Source organism: Mesorhizobium sp. KR9-304, from assembly GCF_040049215.1.
In the GTDB taxonomy this organism is placed as follows: Bacteria; Pseudomonadota; Alphaproteobacteria; order Rhizobiales; family Rhizobiaceae; genus Mesorhizobium_K.
The window spans coordinates 167,857-185,544 of sequence record NZ_JBDZDN010000006.1 but is presented as its reverse complement, the minus strand read 5'-3'; the positions used below and the strand labels follow the sequence as shown (position 1 = coordinate 185,544).

Annotated in this window: 20 protein-coding genes; 13 read left to right on the top strand and 7 right to left on the bottom strand. The window is 64.9% G+C overall.

Features of this window, described 5'->3' with window-relative positions:
- Both ABLE71_RS24010 and ABLE71_RS24005 read right to left on the bottom strand, forming a co-directional pair.
- Positions 1 to 459, bottom strand: a 459-nt coding sequence (locus tag ABLE71_RS24010) for a hypothetical protein (RefSeq protein WP_348786008.1), incomplete at its 3' end; no start/stop codon positions are given.
- A 905-nt stretch (positions 460 to 1,364) separates the two neighbouring features.
- On the bottom strand, positions 1,365 to 1,628 hold the full coding sequence (locus tag ABLE71_RS24005) for a hypothetical protein (RefSeq protein WP_348786007.1): 264 nt from the start codon (positions 1,626 to 1,628) through the stop codon (positions 1,365 to 1,367).
- A gap of 147 nt (positions 1,629 to 1,775) precedes the next feature.
- On the opposite strand from ABLE71_RS24005, the gene ABLE71_RS24000 reads away from it, so the two are divergent.
- Positions 1,776 to 2,288, top strand: coding sequence for a ferritin-like domain-containing protein (locus ABLE71_RS24000; protein ID WP_348786006.1), 513 nt, complete (start codon positions 1,776 to 1,778; stop codon positions 2,286 to 2,288).
- 78 nt (positions 2,289 to 2,366) lie between these two features.
- The gene (locus ABLE71_RS23995) at positions 2,367 to 2,561 is read left to right on the top strand and encodes a hypothetical protein (protein WP_348786005.1); all 195 of its coding nucleotides are present in this window, start codon (positions 2,367 to 2,369) and stop codon (positions 2,559 to 2,561) included.
- A 23-nt stretch (positions 2,562 to 2,584) separates the two neighbouring features.
- Here the strand turns inward: ABLE71_RS23995 and ABLE71_RS23990 are convergent, their stop codons facing one another.
- Together ABLE71_RS23990 and ABLE71_RS23985 are read right to left on the bottom strand one after the other, a co-directional pair.
- A complete protein-coding gene (locus ABLE71_RS23990) occupies positions 2,585 to 3,289 on the bottom strand; it encodes a DUF421 domain-containing protein (protein ID WP_348786004.1) in 705 nt (234 codons plus the stop codon).
- 169 nt (positions 3,290 to 3,458) lie between these two features.
- On the bottom strand, positions 3,459 to 3,965 hold the full coding sequence (locus tag ABLE71_RS23985) for a MarR family transcriptional regulator (RefSeq protein WP_348786003.1): 507 nt from the start codon (positions 3,963 to 3,965) through the stop codon (positions 3,459 to 3,461).
- A 145-nt stretch (positions 3,966 to 4,110) separates the two neighbouring features.
- Between ABLE71_RS23985 and ABLE71_RS23980 the strand changes: the two genes are divergently transcribed.
- The 6 genes from ABLE71_RS23980 to ABLE71_RS23955 all read left to right on the top strand — a co-directional run bounded on the left by ABLE71_RS23980 (position 4,111) and on the right by ABLE71_RS23955 (position 10,021).
- Positions 4,111 to 4,896 (top strand): alpha/beta hydrolase, encoded by a 786-nt coding sequence (locus tag ABLE71_RS23980; RefSeq protein ID WP_348786002.1) that lies wholly within the window; start codon positions 4,111 to 4,113, stop codon positions 4,894 to 4,896.
- 136 nt (positions 4,897 to 5,032) lie between these two features.
- Entirely contained in the window at positions 5,033 to 5,515 is a 483-nt protein-coding gene (locus ABLE71_RS23975; RefSeq protein WP_348786001.1) for a hypothetical protein, read from the top strand.
- Between the two features lie 299 nt (positions 5,516 to 5,814).
- On the top strand, positions 5,815 to 7,056 hold the full coding sequence (locus ABLE71_RS23970) for an MFS transporter (RefSeq protein ID WP_348786000.1): 1,242 nt from the start codon (positions 5,815 to 5,817) through the stop codon (positions 7,054 to 7,056).
- A gap of 67 nt (positions 7,057 to 7,123) precedes the next feature.
- On the top strand, positions 7,124 to 8,332 hold the full coding sequence (locus ABLE71_RS23965; protein WP_348785999.1) for a DUF930 domain-containing protein: 1,209 nt from the start codon (positions 7,124 to 7,126) through the stop codon (positions 8,330 to 8,332).
- Positions 8,333 to 8,448: 116 nt separating this feature from the next.
- Positions 8,449 to 9,123 carry an HAD family hydrolase gene (locus ABLE71_RS23960; protein WP_348785998.1) on the top strand — a complete coding sequence of 225 codons (675 nt, stop codon included), beginning with the start codon at positions 8,449 to 8,451 and terminating at the stop codon, positions 9,121 to 9,123.
- 79 nt (positions 9,124 to 9,202) lie between these two features.
- Positions 9,203 to 10,021 (top strand): methyltransferase domain-containing protein, encoded by an 819-nt coding sequence (locus tag ABLE71_RS23955; RefSeq protein WP_348785997.1) that lies wholly within the window; start codon positions 9,203 to 9,205, stop codon positions 10,019 to 10,021.
- A 46-nt stretch (positions 10,022 to 10,067) separates the two neighbouring features.
- On the opposite strand, the gene ABLE71_RS23950 is transcribed toward ABLE71_RS23955, so the two are convergent.
- Positions 10,068 to 11,144 carry a class I SAM-dependent methyltransferase gene (locus ABLE71_RS23950; RefSeq protein WP_348785996.1) on the bottom strand — a complete coding sequence of 359 codons (1,077 nt, stop codon included), beginning with the start codon at positions 11,142 to 11,144 and terminating at the stop codon, positions 10,068 to 10,070.
- A gap of 232 nt (positions 11,145 to 11,376) precedes the next feature.
- Here ABLE71_RS23950 and ABLE71_RS23945 point away from each other — a divergent pair, with 232 nt between their 5' ends.
- A complete protein-coding gene (locus ABLE71_RS23945) occupies positions 11,377 to 12,396 on the top strand; it encodes a helix-turn-helix domain-containing protein (RefSeq protein ID WP_348785995.1) in 1,020 nt (339 codons plus the stop codon).
- A gap of 6 nt (positions 12,397 to 12,402) precedes the next feature.
- Here ABLE71_RS23945 and ABLE71_RS23940 read toward each other — a convergent pair whose 3' ends face one another.
- Positions 12,403 to 12,999: a YdeI/OmpD-associated family protein gene (locus ABLE71_RS23940; RefSeq protein ID WP_348786015.1), complete on the bottom strand. Its 597-nt coding sequence runs from the start codon at positions 12,997 to 12,999 to the stop codon at positions 12,403 to 12,405.
- 168 nt (positions 13,000 to 13,167) lie between these two features.
- Here ABLE71_RS23940 and ABLE71_RS23935 point away from each other — a divergent pair, with 168 nt between their 5' ends.
- On the top strand, positions 13,168 to 14,523 hold the full coding sequence (locus tag ABLE71_RS23935) for a formimidoylglutamate deiminase (RefSeq protein WP_348785994.1): 1,356 nt from the start codon (positions 13,168 to 13,170) through the stop codon (positions 14,521 to 14,523).
- Between the two features lie 76 nt (positions 14,524 to 14,599).
- On the top strand, positions 14,600 to 15,334 hold the full coding sequence (gene hutC / locus ABLE71_RS23930) for a histidine utilization repressor (RefSeq protein ID WP_348785993.1): 735 nt from the start codon (positions 14,600 to 14,602) through the stop codon (positions 15,332 to 15,334).
- Positions 15,335 to 15,370: 36 nt separating this feature from the next.
- On the opposite strand, the gene ABLE71_RS23925 is transcribed toward hutC, so the two are convergent.
- Positions 15,371 to 15,742: a nuclear transport factor 2 family protein gene (locus tag ABLE71_RS23925; RefSeq protein WP_348785992.1), complete on the bottom strand. Its 372-nt coding sequence runs from the start codon at positions 15,740 to 15,742 to the stop codon at positions 15,371 to 15,373.
- 172 nt (positions 15,743 to 15,914) lie between these two features.
- Here ABLE71_RS23925 and ABLE71_RS23920 point away from each other — a divergent pair, with 172 nt between their 5' ends.
- A complete protein-coding gene (locus ABLE71_RS23920) occupies positions 15,915 to 16,235 on the top strand; it encodes a protamine-2 (modular protein) (protein WP_348785991.1) in 321 nt (106 codons plus the stop codon).
- Positions 16,236 to 16,499: 264 nt separating this feature from the next.
- Positions 16,500 to 17,585, top strand: coding sequence for a histidine kinase dimerization/phosphoacceptor domain -containing protein (locus tag ABLE71_RS23915; RefSeq protein WP_348785990.1), 1,086 nt, complete (start codon positions 16,500 to 16,502; stop codon positions 17,583 to 17,585).
- Positions 17,586 to 17,688: the final 103 nt, after the last annotated feature.

Sequence of the window (17,688 nt, the reverse complement as noted above, 5' to 3'; positions counted from 1 at the left end):
ACCCGAACCGCTGCCCGAACCCGAACCACTGCCCGAACCCGAGCCGCTGCCCGAACCCGAACCGCTGCCCGAACCAGAGCCACTGCCCGAACCCGAGCCGCTGCCAGAACCCGAGCCGCTGCCCGAACCCGAGCCGCTGCCCGAACCCGAACCGCTGCCCGAACCGCCGCCGTCTCCTCGAACATTGATAATCCCACTGCCGCCGTCTCCTCGCTCCTTGGAGGAGGCGGGAGCATAGGCGAGCGTGGAACACGCCGTATCGTACTTCCGATACTTCTTTCGAAATTCCCGGAGCGCGCTCGCAGTTCCCTTCTCAAGAACCTCGTCGCAAGCGCGATCCGCCTCAGCCTGCATTTGCGCACGCGTCTTGGCCGCAGCCGAACTCGCGTTCAGTGCTGCAAGCGCAACCAAACACACAGCTCCGGCGCCGAGCGCCAGGCTCTTCAGATCCGATTTCATTTTTAACCACTCCCTGCGCTCGGTTCCACAGCCGGGCGCATTCCCAATACCACCACGCCGCCAAATTATTACGCCGGCTAGTTTTGGTCAATGGCAATAAAAGAGACGATTTCCAATCCATTTTCAAATGTAAGATAGTTTATAATTTGTTTATTCTGATGGTTAATTTCAGAACCTATCGAAGATTACTTTTATGCTTTCTTGATAAATTCTTAGTAGGAGGCTAGATAAGCTAAGGTTTTCCTCCATGTTTATACAGCCGCATTGTCGCTTCGGCCGAAGCGCTGCTATTCAACAGAAAACACAACCAGTTTCCGATAGCTACAATCTTAAGGTTATATTTAGCCCGATATCCACGCGCCTCTGAGATGCTGATGACCTCATCGGAGGTTTTCGGCATGCAATCGGCTCGTGGTTTTGCGCACGTTCTGGTTTGGGTAGCGCTGCTCGTCGGCAGTTCCGTTGCTGCGGCGACGGCCGGCCCATTCTCCCGGTCCACAGACGTCACGATAAGAAACGACCGCGGCGGACTGCTCGTGGAGTATGCGGTCCAACGGAGAGCTATCGAGAGGAGCGGCCGCAGGATTCGGTTCGCGGGTAGATGCCTGTCGGCTTGCACGCTCTATCTGTCCGTCTCCAAGTCATGCATCTCGCGAGGAGCGTCCTTCGGATTCCACCTCCCTTACGGCTCGAGCAAGAACGGAAACGTTCGTGCCTCGAACTTCATGGTCCGCTCTTACCCGGGATGGGTCCGGAACTGGATTTCGGCGAATGGTGGCCTTCGGCAGCGCATGAAAGTCATGCCTTACGAATACGCGGCACGCTACATCCCTGCCTGCTCGGTGTGACCCGAGCGGGGATCCAATTCGGGTGAAACGGATGGCGGCGGGGTTCGAGGCCTGGCGCTACCCGGCGCGGCCTAGCCCCTCAAGCTTACGGTCGAGATCCGACAATTCGCGGTAGAGGTCGTCGAGCAGGGTGTCGACCGCATTCATCTTCTCGGCGGCGAGGGTGAAGATGTCCTGCGACGCCCCGCGCGCCCTAGAGTCCGCGACAGTCTCCAGGATCAGGTCGATCCCATCATAGCGGTAGCGCGCGTGGGCGAGCGCGTCCTTGATGTCGATGACCCGCTTGCGGACGGGATCGAGGATTTCACCCAGTCTGTCCATGTGCTGCCTCTCCAGGATGGCGCCTGCGCCCGCCATAGCATGACGCCGCGGGCGGTTGAACGGAGCTTTGGCCGTTGCCCGGAACCTTTCGTCGCGACGCCGAGTTCTCAGGCGTGGGCGGATGCTGATCACATGACGGAGAGAAACATGCCATCGACCAAGAAGGACAAGAACCTCGAGGACCTGTTCCTCGACGGGCTGAAGGACATCTACTACGCCGAAAAGAAGATCGCCAAGGCGCTGCCGAAAATGGCCAGGGCTGCCGGATCGGATGAGGTCTCTGCCGCGTTCGACAAGCATCTCGGCGAGACCGAAGGCCAGATCGACAGGCTGGAGAAGGTCTTCGAACTGCTCGGCAAGCCGGCGCGCGGCAAGACCTGCCCGGCCATCGACGGCATCCTCGAGGAAGGCAGCGAGATCATCGAGGAGTACATGGGCACCTCCGCGATCGACGCCGGACTTGTGGCTGCCGCGCAAGCCGTCGAGCACTACGAGATCGCGCGCTACGGCACGCTGTGCGCCTGGGCCGAACAGCTCGGGATGGCCAAGGCGGTGAGCCTCCTGAAGGCGACGCTGGCCGAGGAAGAGAAGACCGACGAGGCGCTGTCCTCGCTTGGCCAAGGCGGCGTCAACGAGCGGGCGATGCTGGCCGCGGCCTGACCTCCCGGGAGGCGACACTACCGCCCGTGCCGCCGGAGCCGGCGGCACGGGCGAAACAAACGATTAGGGAGCTGGATCATGAGCGGCACCAACAGGCGCGAGACCGGCGCGCGCGCATTGCGCGAAAAGCGCCATACCGACGCCTCCGACGAGGTCTCGCAGGATGCGGCGGAGAACAGGCTACCCAAGGGCGGCGTCGGCAACACCGAGCCAAGCGGCGACCACGACGAGAAGACGCGCCATTCGGACGGCCGGCAGCCGCCGCGCCGCTAGCCGTCTCGCCTCCAATTGCCCGGCTAGGCCACAGCTTCGTGCCAGGTGGTCGAGGCGCAGCGCGGGCAGGCGGGCAGCACGGCGCCTGGCCGGGATCCGAGCACCGTCCCGCATTGGGCGCAGGCCACGGTCAAGGCATGGCTATCGCCAGCCTTGAGCTTCCTCGGCGGGTTCACGTCCCATGGCGGCTCGACGGACAGGCCGGGCCGGTTCGGTGCATTTGACGCCTTGAAGACCGAGAGGTTGCCGTTGGTCTCGAGATAGGCCGCGCGCACCTGCCCGACATGCTCGATATCCTTCATGCGCAATTGCTCGAACAGCTCGTCCTGGCCGAAATTCGCCTGGCGCAGCACTTCGTGCCGGATGACGCCGTCGCGGATGAGCTCGACCGTCTTGCCCTCGATCACATCCTCCAGGCGGTGGCTCCTGGCGAGCAGGAAGCTCAGCGCCTTGTCGATGAGGATCACCACCGTGATGACGACGAGGCAGTGGACGAGCGGAACGTCGGGATAGAACATCGCGTCGCCGACCGCCGAGCCCAGCGCGATCACCAGCAGGAACTCCACCAGCGACAGCTGACCGACCGAGCGGCTGCCGATCCAGCGGATCAGCGCCAGGGTGTAGACGTAGATGACGACCGTGCGGAATGCGATCTCGAACAGGAACAGCGGCGGCTCGTCGCCGAGCAGCATGCGGCCGAAATCGAACGCGACGACCGGCTCTTCCATCGGATACCCTCAGATTGTATGCGCCGACCGTGCATTGCGCCGTATCGCGCCTTCAGCCGCGCACATGTCTCGCGACGCGTGCTTCCTGCCCACTCGATAAAGCGGATAACCGCTGGAACGGTCAGGAGTTCCGCGCGACGTATCGCGCGTCGTCGGCAGAGCCGGCGCGTCAAGCCTTGGGGTCAGCGAGGCTCCAGCCGCCGATATGGCTGTAGATCGCGTCACGCAACTGCCTGACCTCGCGGTTCAGCTTGCCGAGGTCACTGGGGGACTGGCCGGACGCGGCAAGCAATGAATCACCGAGGCACCCGGCCCGCGACCTGATCGCGCGGCCTTCGTCGGTCAGCGCAACGACGACCTGCCGCTCATTGTCCGGGTTGCGGGTCCGGCGCACCAGCCCGGCCGCCTCCAGCCGCTTGAGCAGCGGGGTGAGCGTGCTCGATTCCAGCGCAAGCCGGTCGGCGATGCCGCCAACGGTCTGCCCGTCCTCGCGCCACAATATGTTGAGCACGAGATATTGCGGGTAGGTCAGCCCCAGCCCGTCGAGCAGCGGCTTGTAAACGCGCTGGACGGCCATGCCCGCCGAATAGATGGCGTAGCAGAGTTGATCGTCGAGCGGCACGGGGTTTTGCGGCACGGGATTTGAGGTTTTCTGGCCCTTGGATCCTTCGGTCATGGCAGGCTCCTTCCGGCTCAATATAGCCGGCCAACTCGCAAAAATAAATATCGCGATAATAATTATGCTGGACAAACAAACCGAGTCGCTCTAGACGATGCATATCGCGATAACAATTATCGCTGCATTTAGAGGAGTCTTCCCAATGACCACCAAGATTCGCAACGTCGTCGTCGCGGCCGCGGCGGCTACCATCGCCGGCGCCGCGCAGGCGCAGCAGGCCGACGTCGCATCGCAGCCCGTGAGGAACGTGGTGCTCGTCCACGGCGCCTTCGCCGATGGCTCGGGCTGGCGCGGAGTCTATGACGAACTCACCGCGCGTGGTTACCGCGTCAGCATCGTGCAGAACCCGCTGACCTCGCTTGCCGACGACGTCGCCGCGACGCGGCGCGTGCTCGCCCGCCAGGATGGCCCGGCCATCCTCGTCGGCCATTCCTGGGGCGGCTCCGTCATAACGGAAGCCGGCACCGATCCCAAGGTCGCGGGACTGGTCTACGTCTCGGCCCTATCCCCCGACGCCGGCGAGACGACTGCACAGCAGTACGAAGGCTTTTCGGGTCCGCCGGAATTCGTCATCGAGACGCAGGCCGACGGCTACGGGTTCATCGACCTGGAGAAGTTCAAGATCGGCTTCGCCGCCGACGCCAGCGACGCGGATGCCGCATTCCTGCGCGACTCGCAGGTGCCGATCAACATGTCTGCCTTCGCCACGAAGCTGGAAAACGCCGCATGGCGCACCAAGCCCAGCTGGGCGGTGATCGCCACCGAGGACAAGGCGTTCGACGGCCGGATGCTGCGCAAGATGGCGGAGCGCATCGGAGCGGCGGTAACGGACGTGCGGGCCAGTCACGCGGTCTTCATGACGCAGCCGAAGGTGGTGGCCGACGTGATCGACCAGGCCGCGCAGATTGCCGGACGCGCCGTGAACTAAAACCGAAACCGCGCGCCATGACGGGTGGAGTTGCAAGGCCCCGCCCGTCATGGCGCAGATCAAACCCTGGGCCCCCGTGGATGCGCGGGGCGTTCGTCGATAAAGTAGCCGCAACCCGATTCCCGGAGAGACGAGAATGATGCGGAAGTCGATGCTAACGGCGTTTCTTGTCGCGTCTGCCCTGCCGGCGCTGGCCGACCCGCCCGGCGACATACTCGACCTGCTCGGCGCGCGGGCGCCCGGCGCCGAGAACCAGATGCAGGCGCGCGGCTATGTCGCCGTCAAGAACAACGACTGGTGGAACGAGAAGACCGGCGTATGCGTCAGGGTGCACGTGTCGCAAGGCCGCTATCAGACCATCGACATGCTTTCGCCGATCGACTGCGGCATGAAGGCCGCCGAGGAAAGCGACGGCGATGCTCCGACCGAGCCATCCAGGGCCGCGATGGACGCCTGCATGAACAGCGCCGACGCGCTGCAGGAGGAAGAGACCGGCTCGAGCGTGGTGAAACACGCGAAGAGGTCGGGCAAGAACTGGGTGCTGACCATGAGCACGCTTGGCCGCGCCAGCCACTGCACGGTCACGCAGGCGGGCGAGGTCATCACGATGGATCCGTGAAGCATTCGTGGGCTCGCAGAACCTGCCTCGCTCGGCGGAACCTCGCGGGTACACGAAGCAGCGCGAGCGAGGCGGCAGGGCCGCAAGGGGGGCAACCATGCGCGCGCGACCGCCGCTGTTGCCAGGCCCCATCGCGGCCAGGGATTGAACCAACCACATCTCATGTCAGTATCCTGGCAGCAACCGCGATGGACCCCGGGAAATAATTCTTCATGCTGTCGGTTTGCGGAAGGCGCGTTCGTCTTCCAGTCGCGGGGCCGCCGCAGGGGCGGGCTCGCCGAGCAGTCAGGGAGATCGTCATGTCGCAGGCAGCCGCGGGGAAAACCTACGAGAGTCCTTATCGCTGGGTGATCGTCGCCGCCGGCGGCCTGCTTGGCTGCGTCGCGATCGGCGCGATGTTCTCGCTGCCTGTGCTCTTGAGGCCCATCGCCGAGGATACCGGCTGGTCCACGACCGGCGTCTCCAGCGCCATGACCATCGGCTTCCTCGCGCTGGCCTTCGGGAGCATCGCCTGGGGCGCCTTGTCCGACCGCTACGGCCCGCGCGTGGTGGTCCTAGCCGGATCTGCGCTGCTGGCGGCAAGCATGGCTCTGGCGAGCCGGGCCACGTCGCTGCTCGAGTTCCAACTCGTCTTCGGCGTCGTCGTCGGCGCCGCGACCGCCGCGATCTTCGCGCCGATGATGGCTTGCGTGACCGGCTGGTTCGAGACGCGCCGCAGCCTTGCCGTGTCGCTGGTTTCAGCCGGCATGGGCATGGCGCCGATGACCATGGCGCCGCTCGCCGCGTGGCTGGTTTCGGAATACGACTGGCGGACGACCATGCTGATCATCGCGGCGATCGCGGCTGTCATCATGATCCCGGCTGCTTTCCTGGTGCGCAGTCCACCCGCCCTTCAGTCAGCAAATGCGGAAGCATCCGCGAATGCGGAGCCGCAAACGGAAATATCGGTCGAACGGGCGATAAAGTCGCCGCAGTTCGTCATCTTGCTGCTGACCAACTTCTTCTGCTGCGCGACGCATTCGGGCCCGATCTTCCACACGGTGAGCTACGCCGTGACCTGCGGCATCCCGCTGATCGCGGCGGTCTCGATCTACAGCGTCGAGGGGCTGGCCGGCATGGGCGGGCGCATCGCCTTCGGCCTGCTCGGCGACCGCTTCGGCGCCAAGCATGTGCTGGTGAGCGGGCTTTTCCTGCAGGCCTTCGCGGTGCTCGGCTTCTTCTTCGTGACGCAGCTCAGCGGATTCTATGCGGTGGCGATGCTCACCGGCTTCATCTATGCGGGCGTCATGCCGCTCTACGCGGTGATCGCGCGCGAGAATTTCCCGCTAAAGATGATGGGGACCGTGATCGGCGGCACAGCGATGGCTGGAAGCCTCGGCATGGCGGCCGGCCCGCTCGTCGGAGGGCTGATCTACGACCGTTTCGACACATACAGCTGGCTCTATGTCGGATCGTGGGGCATCGGGCTCGGCGCCTTCCTGATCGCGATGACCTTCAAGCCGTTTCCAAAGGCACATACCGCGGTGGCGGCGGCAGCGTAGGCGCGGGTCCTCCGCGTCCCGCAATCATCGAGCGCAACCGACGGAATTTCGGTGTGCGGCGGCATGGGTGCTTGATGCTGCCCACATTTGGTTCCACATCGGCGGCATGAAGGATGAAACAGAGGATCAGCGCCTTGTATCCAGGTGGGCCCTGCCGGGCTCGCTCGCCGCGCATCTGCTCGTCGCCGCGCTGCTGATCTTCGGACTGCCTTTGCCGTCGTTCGAGCCGGAGCCGGAGGAGGCCATAGCGGTGGATCTGGTGCCGCCGCCGGAGCAGCAGCAGGCAGAGCCCGCACCCTCGGCGGAGGAAGCAAAGCCCGAGGAGCCTCAACAGGCAGAGGCCGAGCCTCCGCCGCCCGCGGAGGAAGCAAAGCCGGAGGAACCGCTACAGGCAGAAGCCGAGCCTCCGCCAGTTGCGGAGGAGGCAAAGACCGAGGAGCCGCAGCAGGCAGAGGCCGATCCTCCGCCGTCAGCGGAAGAGGCGAAGCCCGAGGAGCCGCAGCAGGCAGAGGCCGAGCCCCCGCCACCCGCGGAGGAAGCGAAGCCAGAGGAGCCGCAGCAGGCAGAGGCCGAGCCTCCGCCGTCAGCGGAAGAGGCCAAGCCCGAGGAGCCGCAACAGGCAGAGACCGAACCTCCGCCATCAGGTGGCGATGAAGTTCCCCCGCCCGTGACCGTTCTGCAACCCGTGTTCCAGTATGGTGAGACGGACGCCGGTCCCCGGGAGGCCCCGGATGGCAACAGCGCGGAGGACGGTTCCGCGGCGCCGGCGGCGCAGCCGGACAAGCCGGAGCCTGCCGAGCAACCGGTTGCCCTGACAGCCGGGCCGGCTGGCGAGGCTTCACCGGCCGGGACGCCGGGCATGCCGGCAGCCGAGCCTTCAGATGTCGAGAAGGTGCAAGAAAGCGTCCCGCAGCCCAAGGAAGCGAAAAAACTGTTCTCGCGAGAGGCAACCGGAAATCCGATAGCGACGACCGCGATGGCAGGCGTGCCGCGTGGCGTGCGCGCGGGCCGGCTCTGCGTCACCGAACTGCGCGAACAGCTGCAGAACGGCCTGCCTCCCTACTACCCCGACCTCTTGCCTTCGTTTCGCCTCGACGAGGGCAGGACTGTCATCGACGCGACCAAGGCGGCGTTCCGCATGAATGGCGAATGGTACGATTTGAGCTATCGCTGCGAGGTCGACACGAACGCGACGAAAGTGACGGCCTTCGCCTTCCGTGTCGGTGCTGCGCTTCCGCCAAGCGAATGGAGACGCCGCGGGCTGCCCCTGCGATAAGGACGCATACCTTCACATCGAGCGCCTTATGAGCGGCTCGCGCCAGGCAATTGCCGCTCTATCCCCCTCTCCCGTTCGGCGCTAGCCTGAGCCCAAGCGCAACGGGGCCGGACACGATGCATGACGTCGTCTTTCTTCTGGATATCGACAACACCTTGCTCGACAACGACCGCATCGCCGAGGATCTGCGGGCGCATCTGTCAGGCAATTTCGGCGCGGCGGGCGAGCTCTACTGGAAGCATTTCGAGGATTTGCGCAAGGAACTCGGCTATGCCGACTATCTGGGCGCGCTGCAGCGCTACCGGGCCGATTTCGAGGGCGACGGCGCAGCAGCGCTCAAACTGCTTTCGGTTTCGGAGTTCCTGATCGACTACCCCTTCGCCGACAGGCTCTATCCGGGCGCGCTCGACGTCATCGCCAAGCTCTCCGAATTCGGCCCGACGGTGATCCTGTCCGACGGCGACGTGGTGTTCCAGCCGCGCAAGGTGCAGCGTTCCGGCATCTGGAAAGCGGTCAAGGGCCGCGTGCTGATCTTCATCCACAAGGAGCAAATGCTCGATACGGTCGCCCGCGAATATCCGGCGCGGCGCTACGTTCTGATCGACGACAAGGAGCGCATCCTCGACGCGGTGAAGAAAATCTGGGGCGACAGGCTGGTCAGCGTGTTCCCGCGCCAGGGTCACTACGCGCTCGACCCGGCCAATGCCGGGAAGTACGGCAAGCCCGACGTGACTGTGGAGCGGATCGGCGACCTGCTGGCGATGGACATTGCGGGTCTGGTGGCGGGTTGAGGCCGCCACGCCGATCCCGGCTCGACGCCATGCCGGCGAAACCTGTATTCTTGCGCCCGGGGGCGCCGGAGGATGCGCCATGAGCGAAGCTGCGAACCAAAGTTCCCGACACGACGCCTGGCAGGCGGGCGACGCGTATGAAGGCTACATGGGGCGGTGGAGCCGGCGGATCGCCCCGCAGTTCCTCGATCTGCTCGCGCTGCCGCGCGAACTTCACTGGCTGGAGATCGGCTGCGGGACCGGCGCGCTGTCGGCGGCAATCCTGGCGCGAAGCGACCCGGAGAGCCTCATCGCCATCGACCCCTCGGAGGGCTTCCTGGCCAAGGCACGCGCCAGCATCACCGACCAGCGCGCCGATTTCCGCCAAGGCGACGCGCAGGCGATCGACGTCGAGACGGCGAGCCGCGACGCCGCCGTTTCGGCGCTGACGCTGAACTTCGTGCCCGACAGGGCAAAGGCGCTTTCGGAAATGAAGCGCGTGACACGGGCGGGCGGAACCGTCGCCTTCTATGTCTGGGACTATCCCGGCGGCGGGCTCGAATTCCTGCGCACCTTCTGGACAAACGCGGAGGCGCTCGATCCAAAGGGCGTCGAATTGGCCGAGGTCCGCCGCTTCCCCTTCTGCACGCCTGAGAGGCTGACGGTGCTGGCGACGGAGGCCGGGCTATCGGACGTGACCTGCGAGGCGGTGGTGACGCCGACTGTGTTTTCCGACTTCGACGACTACTGGCGGCCGTTCACGCAAGGCGCCGGGCCGGCGCCGGGCTATGTCGCGAGCCTTGCCCCTCAGGCGCGGGAGCGGCTGAGGGAGCGACTGGAGGCGAGCCTGCCGCGCGAGGCCGACGGCTCGATCGCGCTGCAGGCGCGGGCCTGGGCGGTGAGGTCGAAGGTGGCATGAACGGCGCCAGCGGTGGCGTGAAGGCGCCGGTCACACCGGCTTGGCTCTAAAGCCGCGCCTCGAGGACCAGGTTGAAGGGCGTTTCGAAGGCGCGGCGGAAGTGGCTGAACCCCGCCTTGCGGAAGATGTCGCCCAGCCGCGCTTCGCCGGCCTGCGCGCCGAGCACGTGGTGGCCGCCCTCGGAGATGGCATGGGCGCAGCAGATCGTGGTCGAGGCCGCGTAGTACATGCGCGCCACCGGCGAGATGTTGTCGCCGACGCTGTCATTGGCGAACGGCTCGACCAGCATCACCGTGCCGTCCTTCGCAACAGCCTTCGCCGCCCAGGCCGCCGCCGCGACCGGATCGCCCATGTCGTGCAGGCAGTCGAAGAAGCAGATCAAGTCGTAGCCGGTGCCTGGAAAATTGTCGGCGCGGGCGAGCGCGAAGGTGGTGCGCTCCGCGACGCCGGCCCGGTCCGCGACTTGCTTGGCCTCCAGAACCGACTCCCCGTGGCTGTCGAAGCCACGGAATTTCGAGTTCGGGAAGGCCTGCGCCATCAGCACGGTGGAATGGCCGTGGCCGCAGCCGATGTCGGCGACGATGGCGCTGGCCTTCAGCCGCTCGACGACGCCGTCGAGCGCCGGCAGCCACTGCGGCACCAGGCTCGCCTTGTAGCCGTTGCGGTAGAATGCGGCGACGCCGCAGAACAGGCGGCCGTCATGATCGCCCCAGGGAATGCCGTTGCCGGTGCGGAAGGCGTCGATCGCCTTGGGTTCGTCGGCCCACATCGAGGCCGGCACGTTCCAGGCGTTCGGGATGAAGACCGGGCTGTCCTCGTTGGCGAGCACCATCGCCTGTTCGGGCGTCAGTTCGTATGTGTCGCTCACCGCATGGTAGTCGACATAGCCGCCGGCGACCTGCGAACCCAGCCACTCGCGCACATAGCGCTCGGCGCAGCCGGCGCGAGCGGCGACCTCGCGCGACGCGAGCGGCCCGGCGCCGGCCATCGCCTTGTAGAGGCCGAGCTTGTCGCCCAGGCTTATCATCACGCCGCCATATCCGGCCGAGATGTCGCCGATCGCGCGGCCGACCATCGCGTCCAACCTGGCGGTGTCGATCGCGTTCGTTCCGACGTAGTCCATGTCTTAGTCTCCTGTTCAACGCCCGTGGAATCGGGCTGCCGCTGTAGTCGCAGGTGTGCCCGTTGAAGGTCAGAGCCGGACTGGCCTCAAACGGTCCGTTTGAGCCAATCCGCCAAAACAGGACGTGGTGCATGGCAGGCGCGCCGTCTATGATTTGGCGCAAGAGGGAAGCATGCGGGCGAGCGCAGCAACCGGGAACGCGCAAAGGAATGGCCCAGGGAAGGCGCAGGGGTTGATCCATGTCAGCCTCGTCGCCATCCCCGAGGCCGTGGTGTCGACGCTGTCGGGCATATTCGACGTGATGAACGCCTTCGCGATCCTTCCCCTGAGACATGGCGACGGCCCGCCGCTGCCGCCGCCCTTCAACGTCGAGATCGTCGGCGAAAAGGCCGGGCCGCTCACGCTGGCGAGCAAGGTGCCGGTGAGCGTGCAGCGGAGCATCGACACGCTGGAACGGACCGACATCGTCATCGTGCCGTCGATCCTGCTTGGACCCGAAGGCTGGCGGACGGGCAGCCATCCGGAGCTGGTCGAGTGGTTCAAGGCGATGCACCGGCGCGGCGCGCTGCTCTGCTCGGCCTGCTCGGGCATCTTCCTGCTCGCCGAGACCGGGCTGTTCGACGGCGTCGACGCGACCGTGCATTTCGGCTACGCGCGGTCCTTCGCGCAGACACATCCGCAGGTGCCGATCCATCCAGAGCGCGTGCTGGTCGTGTCCGGACGACGGGAGGAGCTGATCACCTCGGGCGCCTCGATGACATGGCACGATCTGGTGCTCTACCTGATCGGCCGCCATGCCAGCGCGACCGCCGCGCAGGAGGTTGCCCGTTCCTTCGCCCTGCAATGGCACCAGGACGGGCTCGCGCCCTACATCGTATTCGAGGGCCGCAAGGATCACGGCGACGCGGCGGTGGAGCGGGCGCAGAACTGGGTGGCGACGCATTTTTCGGTGGTCAATCCGCTGGAGGAAATGGTGAAGCTGACCGGGCTCGCGGAGCGCACCTTCAAGCGGCGCTTCACCGTGGCGGCGGGTCTCAGCCCCATCGCCTATGTGCAGCGGCTGAGGATAGAGGACGCCAAGCGCAGGCTCGAGCGGACGGAGGCCTCGATCGACGAGATAAGCTGGCAGGCCGGCTACGAGGACCCCGCCTTCTTCCGCCGCCTGTTCAAGCGCGTGACGGGTATGACGCCGGGCGGCTACCGCAAGCGCTTCCGCATTCCCGACTACGCGCTGCCCCCGAGGAAGCGGTAGCGGCGCTTATTTCTTCTGCGGGTAGATCGTTTCGCCGCGCTTCAGCATATCGACGAAGCTTGCGATCTTCTTCCTGCGTCCAGCCTCGGTCTTCATGTTGTGGGTGCGGAAAGCGAGCGCGAAGCGGTTCTGCTCGCTGAGCTTGGCGAGCATGGCCTTCGCCTTGGGCTCGGCGTCGATGGCTGCCTGCAGATCGTTGGGGATCTTCATGACCTTGCCGCTCGCATAGGCGCGGTCCCAGCGCCCGTCGGCCCTGGCAGCGTCGACATGCTTCAGGCCGTGGCCGGTCATGCGGCCTTCCTCGACCAGCCGCGAGACATTGTCGACATTGATCTGGCTCCAAGTGCTTTTTGCCCCGCGCGGCGTGTAGCGCTGCAGGTAGCTGGTGTCGTCGAGGCCCTTGCGGATGGCGTCGATCCAGCCCCAGCAAAGTGCCACGTCGATCGCCTCCTTGGGCGTGATCGACGGCAGCTCGGAACCGACCTTGTGGATCTTGATCCAGACCTCGTCGGCGCGGTCGTGGTTCTTGCCGAGCCATTTGTAAAAGGCTTCGGCATTCCTGAACTCGCGCACCTTCGTCGGATCGACGGTGACGGGAGCCATCAGGCGGCTCTGCGATTGGAAGAAACGAACGACGACAAAGGACGCATCTTCGGCCTCCGACTGGGTGCGATAGCGTGTTATAGCCGTACAGTCGAATGGGTGAAGCCGGGCAGCGATGTCTGCTGCCATCGGGGTGCACAAACGCATGACGAAGGTGAAGCGCAACACATGAGCGCGCTGTTCGCAGAAACCGCACTGCTGCCGACAGGCTGGGCCAATGACGTGCGCATCGCGACGGCGGGCGGGCGGATCGCCAAACTCGCGGCGGGCGCCTCGGCGCAAGCCGGCGACGAGCGGGTGGCGATCCTGATATCAGGCATGCCTGACGTGCACAGCCACGCCTTCCAGCGCGGCATGGCGGGGCTGGCCGAGACGCGCGGACCCGGCAACGACAGCTTCTGGTCGTGGCGCGAGGTGATGTACCGCTTCGCCCTGTCGATGACGCCAGATCATGTCGAAGCGGTGGCCGGCCAGCTCTACGCCGAGATGCTGGAGGCCGGATACACGCGCGTCGGCGAATTCCACTACCTGCATCATGACACAGACGGACGGCCCTATGCGGATGTCGCCGAGATGGCGGCGCGCATCGCGGCGGCGACGCAGGAGACCGGCATCGGGCTCACGCTGCTGCCGGTCTTCTACGCGCATTCGGGCTTCGGCGGCCAGAAACCGACCGAAGGACAGCGCCGTTTCATCAATGATCTCAACGGTTTCGCCAGGCTTATGGAATCAAGCCGCAAAGCGGTTGAATCAGTTCCTGAAGCGGTTGTCGGCGTCGCGCCGCATAGTTTGCGCGCGGTGACCCCTAGCGAACTGGAGACGGTGACTGCGATGGCGCCGGATGGGCCGGTCCACATCCACGCCGCCGAGCAGATGCGCGAGGTCGAGGACTGCATCAAATGGTCGGGCGCAAGGCCGATCGAGTGGCTGTTCGCCCACGCCGACGTTGATGCGCGCTGGTGCCTGATCCACGCAACCCACATGACCGACGAAGAAACAGCGGGCATGGCGAGGGCCGGCGCGGTGGCCGGGCTCTGCCCGATCACCGAGGCCAATCTCGGCGACGGCACCTTTCCCGGGCCGCTGTTCATGGAGCGCGGCGGACGCTTCGGCGTCGGTTCGGATTCCAACGTGCTCATCGGCGTGGCGGACGAACTGCGCCAGCTCGAATATTCGCAGCGGCTTCACCGCCAGGCGCGCAACGTGCTGGCCAGACCCGGTCAGTCGAACGGCCGGGCGCTGTTCGACGCGGCGGTGACCGGCGGGAGTATCGCGCTTGGCGCGAGGGATGCCGCATTGGCGGAAGGAGCGCCGGCCGACTTCGTCTCGCTCGACGCGTCGCACCCCTCGCTGACAGGCAAGAAGGGCGACGCCATCCTCGATGCCTGGATCTTCGCCAACGGCACGAAGGTCGACGGCGTGTGGGTGCGTGGGAAGAGGCTGGTCGAAGGCGGACGGCATGTGCGCAGAGATGCCATTGCCAAGCGGTTTCGAAAGGCCATGATGGAGCTGACAGCCGGCTAGATCTGTTTGTCGCAATTCCCAGGGAATACCGGGTTCCACTTTTCCTGGAATTGCTCCAGCCGCGCAGGCGGGGATCATGGACGCGAAAACGGCGGGTACGGACGGTTCTGGCGCGCTTTACCAGCGCATCCTCAGCGACATTCGCGGCCGCATCCTGTCGGGCGAATGGGCGCCCGGCCACCGCATCCCTTTCGAGCACGAACTGGCGGCGGAATACCAGTGCTCGCGCATGACGGTGAACAAGGCGATGTCGGAACTCGCCCGCACCGGGCTGATCGAGCGACGCCGGCGGTCGGGCAGCTTCGTCAAGCGGCCGCAGAGCCAGGCGGCTATCCTCGAAATCCACGACATCCGCGCCGAGGTCGAGGCGCTCGGCCTGCCCTACCGCTACGAGCTGGTATCGCAAGCGGAGCGCATGGCGGCTGGGCCGGATGAAGATGCGGGTTTCCCTGAAGGCACGCTACTGGTCGAACTGGTCTGCCGGCATTTCGCCGGGGCGCAACCCTTCTGCCTGGAAGAGCGCGCTATAAGTCTGGCCGCCGTGCCGGAAGCAGCGGGCGAGAGGTTCGAAGAGGTCGCACCTGGCCCATGGCTGCTTTCGCGCGTGCCGTGGAACGCCGCCGAACATACGATCCGCGCCGTGGCGGCGGACGAGAATGTGGCGAAGATGCTCGGCCTGCCGCGCCACAGCCCTTGTCTCGTGGTGAACAGGCGCACCTGGAGCGCCGACCAGCCGGTGACGAATGTCACGCTGACCTATGCCGGCGAGACGCACTCGCTGGTGGCGAGGTTCGCACCGCAAAAGGGGTAGCGCCTCAGGCCGGCGGCGCGACCGGCGGCATCTGAACTACTCGACGATCTTCCAGTATGAGTCCTTGCGGACCACCTTGCCGTCGCGAAACGTGTAGAAATCGCAGCCTTGCACTTCTCTTTTCGTCCCGTCGCGGGTCGTGCCGGTGAGAGTCCATTTGGAGATGCCGGTATCGGCACTCGTATCCACAAAATGCTCATCGTTGCCGTAGTGGACATCGGGCAGGCCTTCAAAGCGCGTCGCGAGCGCTTCCCGCACGTTCCTTTTGCCCTCGAAACGGGAACCCCAGGGATTGCTTCCCCTCGGCATCTCCAGGACGCAGTCTTCGGAGAAGAACGCCATGATGCGATCAAGATCGTGCGCGTTGAACGCCTCGCACAGCGCTTTCAGTGTCGATCGAATGTCCATCGGCGTTTCTCCGTCAAGGCGGATGGCTGGTTGCTCCCTCTGCCTGCCGGGCCGCCGCCGCCCTGCAAGCTATCCCGGAGGCCATGGGCCGCTCCCGACACCCTAGCCTTTTCATTCAGCGCCGCTATCTCAATGTGGTGAAGGGCGTTGAACAACCGATATGGAGGCTTCAATGGATCGACGATTGTTTCTGACAGGCATGTTCAGCCTTGCGGGAGTAGCGGCCGTGGAGAGCCTGGCCCGGCCCGTCGCAGCGTATGCCGCCATGCCAAAGGCAGACGGCATACTCGACGAACTCGACGAACCGGCTGCGGAGGTCTTCGAGGAGGAAGACACCCAGGCGGAGATCGAAAAGGTGCATCGGCGGGGGCGGCGGCGCAGACGCCGGCGTCGGCGGCGCGAATGGAGACGCCACTGCCGCCGCTACTGGCACCACGGCAGGTGGCGCCGGCGCTGCCGCCGCAGACGGGTTTGGGTCTGGTACTGGATCTAACCTGACGAAGAACCCCGGCCTCGCGCCGGGGTTTTGCTTGCCGTCGAAACCAGCACCGCAGGACAAGTTCTGAGTTTCCGCCCTGCGCCGGGAGCGATCGGTCAAGCGATCAGGCGGCGCGCCTGGAGACGACCCAACTGGGGACATAGACGCTTGCAGCTTCTTGTCCCGGAGTCCTAACCGCCCGCAGCCGATGCAAAAAGATGGCTGGCGAGCACCAACACTGATATTGCTGCGGCCCAGACGAGGGACTGCCGAACGCTGATGACATCCGATTCAGACAAGCCAGAGCAGGTCGAGCAATTGCTCGATACGCCGGACCTCGCGACGGCGCTGGAAAGCGAGCAGTTCAAGAAGTTCCTTGACCAGGTGCCGATCGCCATTGCCGTGTCCGACATCACCAGCGCGGAAAGCGTCATTTATGCCAATCCGGAATTTGAGAAGCTATCCGGGGTTTCGGCCTCCAAGCTCGCCAAAAAGAACTGGTCCGGTCTTTCCGGAACCAGCCTGAGCGAACCCAACGACCGGCCCCTCGTGGCGGCGATCGTCGAGGAAACGGACTTTGTCGGCACGTTCCGGCTGGAGCGGAGCGAGGATGACAAACCCGTCGTCGTGGACGCCTATTCCAACCTGATCGAGGACGACAACGGCAGGCTCTGCTTTCGCCTGGTAGCGCTCGTCGACGTTTCCGCTCATGGCGAAGCCGACAAGCTTTCGATGGAAGAGCGCATCCGGGAAAAGGACACGCTTTTGCGCGAGCTTCAGCATCGCGTCAAAAACAATCTCCAGATGATAACCGCGCTGATACGGCTGGAAACGCGCAATGCGGTCGAACCGGATCAGAAACGGTTCGAACGCCTGGCCGGCAGGGTCGATGCGCTGGCGATTCTATACCAGGCGCTGTCGGCCGACGAGCAAAGCGACGAGGTCGACCTCGGCGTCTATCTCAGCCAGATTGCCTCCGCGGTCATGACTTCACATGCCGTCGAAGGCATTCGCCTGGACATGACTCTGGACACCTACCCTGTCTCCATCAATGTCGCGATGCCGACCGGCCTGGTGGTGAACGAATTGCTGACGAATTCGCTGAAGCACGCGTTCAAGGGACGCGAGGGCGGGACCATCACATTGCACAGCATCGTCAACGGAGAAGGGTGCAAAGTCACTATCGCCGATGACGGGATCGGCCTTCCGGAGGGCGAGACGTGGCCCAAGCGCGGCAAGCTCGGGGCCCTGATCGCACATTCCCTGACCGAGAACGCCAAGGCTGTGTTCGATGTCTCGTCCAGCCCGGATCAGGGAACGAAAGTGACAATCGTTTTCAGGCGGGCAGCCGCTACGGCCGGTTGACATATCGTGGGCCGCCGCAGCGAAACTGGACGGTTTCCAGCTTGTTGGCGGAAGCGTGGCGCGTATTCGCGCTTCCTCATTCCCTCCCGCACTGCAATAAGAG

What these genes read in the sequence shown, in the direction of transcription:
- ABLE71_RS23970 (WP_348786000.1), top strand. Translation starts at nt 5,815, where the DNA reads ATGTCGCAGGCAGCCGCGGGGAAAACCTACGAGAGTCCTTATCGCTGG.
- ABLE71_RS23950 (WP_348785996.1), bottom strand. Translation starts at nt 11,144, where the DNA reads ATGGACTACGTCGGAACGAACGCGATCGACACCGCCAGGTTGGACGCG.
- ABLE71_RS23920 (WP_348785991.1), top strand. Translation starts at nt 15,915, where the DNA reads ATGGATCGACGATTGTTTCTGACAGGCATGTTCAGCCTTGCGGGAGTA.
- hutC (WP_348785993.1), top strand. Translation starts at nt 14,600, where the DNA reads ATGGACGCGAAAACGGCGGGTACGGACGGTTCTGGCGCGCTTTACCAG.
- ABLE71_RS23995 (WP_348786005.1), top strand. Translation starts at nt 2,367, where the DNA reads ATGAGCGGCACCAACAGGCGCGAGACCGGCGCGCGCGCATTGCGCGAA.
- ABLE71_RS23990 (WP_348786004.1), bottom strand. Translation starts at nt 3,289, where the DNA reads ATGGAAGAGCCGGTCGTCGCGTTCGATTTCGGCCGCATGCTGCTCGGC.
- ABLE71_RS23975 (WP_348786001.1), top strand. Translation starts at nt 5,033, where the DNA reads ATGATGCGGAAGTCGATGCTAACGGCGTTTCTTGTCGCGTCTGCCCTG.
- ABLE71_RS23925 (WP_348785992.1), bottom strand. Translation starts at nt 15,742, where the DNA reads ATGGACATTCGATCGACACTGAAAGCGCTGTGCGAGGCGTTCAACGCG.
- ABLE71_RS23915 (WP_348785990.1), top strand. Translation starts at nt 16,500, where the DNA reads ATGACATCCGATTCAGACAAGCCAGAGCAGGTCGAGCAATTGCTCGAT.
- ABLE71_RS24005 (WP_348786007.1), bottom strand. Translation starts at nt 1,628, where the DNA reads ATGGACAGACTGGGTGAAATCCTCGATCCCGTCCGCAAGCGGGTCATC.
- ABLE71_RS23940 (WP_348786015.1), bottom strand. Translation starts at nt 12,999, where the DNA reads ATGGCTCCCGTCACCGTCGATCCGACGAAGGTGCGCGAGTTCAGGAAT.
- ABLE71_RS23960 (WP_348785998.1), top strand. Translation starts at nt 8,449, where the DNA reads ATGCATGACGTCGTCTTTCTTCTGGATATCGACAACACCTTGCTCGAC.
- ABLE71_RS23980 (WP_348786002.1), top strand. Translation starts at nt 4,111, where the DNA reads ATGACCACCAAGATTCGCAACGTCGTCGTCGCGGCCGCGGCGGCTACC.
- ABLE71_RS23985 (WP_348786003.1), bottom strand. Translation starts at nt 3,965, where the DNA reads ATGACCGAAGGATCCAAGGGCCAGAAAACCTCAAATCCCGTGCCGCAA.
- ABLE71_RS23955 (WP_348785997.1), top strand. Translation starts at nt 9,203, where the DNA reads ATGAGCGAAGCTGCGAACCAAAGTTCCCGACACGACGCCTGGCAGGCG.
- ABLE71_RS24000 (WP_348786006.1), top strand. Translation starts at nt 1,776, where the DNA reads ATGCCATCGACCAAGAAGGACAAGAACCTCGAGGACCTGTTCCTCGAC.
- ABLE71_RS23935 (WP_348785994.1), top strand. Translation starts at nt 13,168, where the DNA reads ATGAGCGCGCTGTTCGCAGAAACCGCACTGCTGCCGACAGGCTGGGCC.